Annotated in this window: 2 tRNA genes and 1 rRNA gene; all 3 read left to right on the plus strand. The window is 55.2% G+C overall.

The features are described 5' to 3' along the window. The first annotated feature begins 63 nt into the window (after positions 1–63). The 3 genes from JMJ95_RS12980 (at position 64) to JMJ95_RS12990 (ending at position 1,821) form a co-directional block, all read left to right on the plus strand. Positions 64–1,582: ribosomal RNA gene (locus JMJ95_RS12980) — 16S ribosomal RNA — on the plus strand. 76 nt (positions 1,583–1,658) lie between these two features. Continuing rightward, positions 1,659–1,735: transfer RNA gene (locus JMJ95_RS12985), tRNA-Ile, on the plus strand. An 11-nt stretch (positions 1,736–1,746) separates the two neighbouring features. Next, positions 1,747–1,821: transfer RNA gene (locus tag JMJ95_RS12990), tRNA-Ala, on the plus strand. Positions 1,822–1,971 lie beyond the last annotated feature (150 nt).

The raw sequence follows: 1,971 nt of genomic DNA on the forward strand, positions 1-1,971 counted from the left end.
GTGACAGAACCTTGACAGATTTATAGGAGAAGGAAAGAGGTAAAAGGGCGAGCCTTGAGTAAAGTAATTGAGAGTTTGATCCTGGCTCAGGACGAACGCTGGCGGCGTGCTTAACACATGCAAGTTGAACGGGCAGATATGGAAGCTTGCTGAAGTATCTGTTAGTAGCGGACGGGTGAGTAATGCATGAGGAGCTGTCATAGGGAGGGGGACAACAGTTGGAAACGGCTGCTAATACCCCGTATGCCGGAAGGTGAAAGGGAGCGATCCGCCCGATGAGGTACTCATGTCCTATCAGCTGGTTGGTGGGGTAACGGCCTACCAAGGCGACGACGGGTAGCCGGCCTGAGAGGGTGAACGGCCACACTGGAACTGAGATACGGTCCAGACTCCTACGGGAGGCAGCAGTGGGGAATATTGGGCAATGGGGGGAACCCTGACCCAGCGACGCCGCGTGAGGGAAGACGGCCTTCGGGTTGTAAACCTCTTTTGTACGGGAAGAAGGAAGTGACGGTACTGTACGAATAAGTCCCGGCTAACTACGTGCCAGCAGCCGCGGTAATACGTAGGGGACGAGCGTTGTCCGGAATTACTGGGCGTAAAGGGCGCGTAGGCTGTGCTGCAAGTCAGCTGTGAAATATCTGGGCTTAACCTGGATATGCGGATGAGACTGCAGTGCTGGAGTGCTGTAGAGGCAAGTGGAATTCCCAGTGTAGCGGTGAAATGCGTAGATATTGGGAAGAACACCGGTGGCGAAGGCGACTTGCTGGGCAGCAACTGACGCTGAGGCGCGAAAGCCAGGGGAGCGAACGGGATTAGATACCCCGGTAGTCCTGGCCGTAAACGATGAATGCTAGGTGTGGGTGTAGAGATACATTCGTGCCGGAGTTAACGCGATAAGCATTCCGCCTGGGGAGTACGGTCGCAAGATTGAAACTCAAAGGAATTGACGGGGGCCCGCACAAGCGGTGGAGCACGTGGTTTAATTCGATGCAAACCGAAGAACCTTACCTGGGTTTGACATGTACGTGGTACGGATCTGAAAGGTGAAGGACTCTGCTTTCGGGCGGGGAGCGTACACAGGTGCTGCATGGCTGTCGTCAGCTCGTGTCGTGAGATGTTGGGTTAAGTCCCGCAACGAGCGCAACCCTTGCTGCCAGTTGCCAACGGGTAATGCCGGGCACTCTGGCGGGACTGCCATCGACAAGATGGAGGAAGGTGGGGATGACGTCAAGTCATCATGGCCCTTATGTCCAGGGCGACACACGTGCTACAATGGTCGGCACAGCGGGAAGCGAGGCAGTGATGCCGAGCGGATCCCTTAAAGCCGGTCTCAGTTCGGATTGAAGTCTGCAACTCGACTTCATGAAGCTGGAATCGCTAGTAATCGCAGATCAGCCAAGCTGCGGTGAATACGTTCCCGGGCCTTGTACACACCGCCCGTCACACCACCCGAGTTGGGTGCACCCGAAGCCGGCGGCCTAACCAGTAATGGAAGGAGCTGTCGAAGGTGTGTCTGGTGAGGGGGGTGAAGTCGTAACAAGGTAGCCGTACCGGAAGGTGCGGCTGGATCACCTCCTTTCTAAGGAGATCTGCAACAACAGGCAGACCTCGAAACTTCAGGAATCGCTTCTCTTTATGCACTGTGTCTTTTGTGTGGGCCGATAGCTCAGTTGGTTAGAGCACGCGGCTGATAACCGCGAGGTCGGAGGTTCGAATCCTCCTCGGCCCACCAATCTCTGGTTTGGGGATGTAGCTCAGTGGGAGAGCGCCTGCCTTGCACGCAGGAAGTCGTCGGTTCGAATCCGATCATCTCCACCAAATGCTTTTTGAAAGGGCAAGTAAATCCCCATGTAACTTGACAACTTTATAGAGGAAGAAGAACTGAAGCGAGGAAAAGGTAATAAGGGCACACGGTGGATGCCTTGGCGCCATCAGCCGAAGAAGGACGCAGCAAGCTGCGAAAAGCTC

Origin of the sequence: Aminivibrio sp., from assembly GCF_016756745.1 — a bacterium.
GTDB lineage: Bacteria > Synergistota > Synergistia > Synergistales > Aminobacteriaceae > Aminivibrio.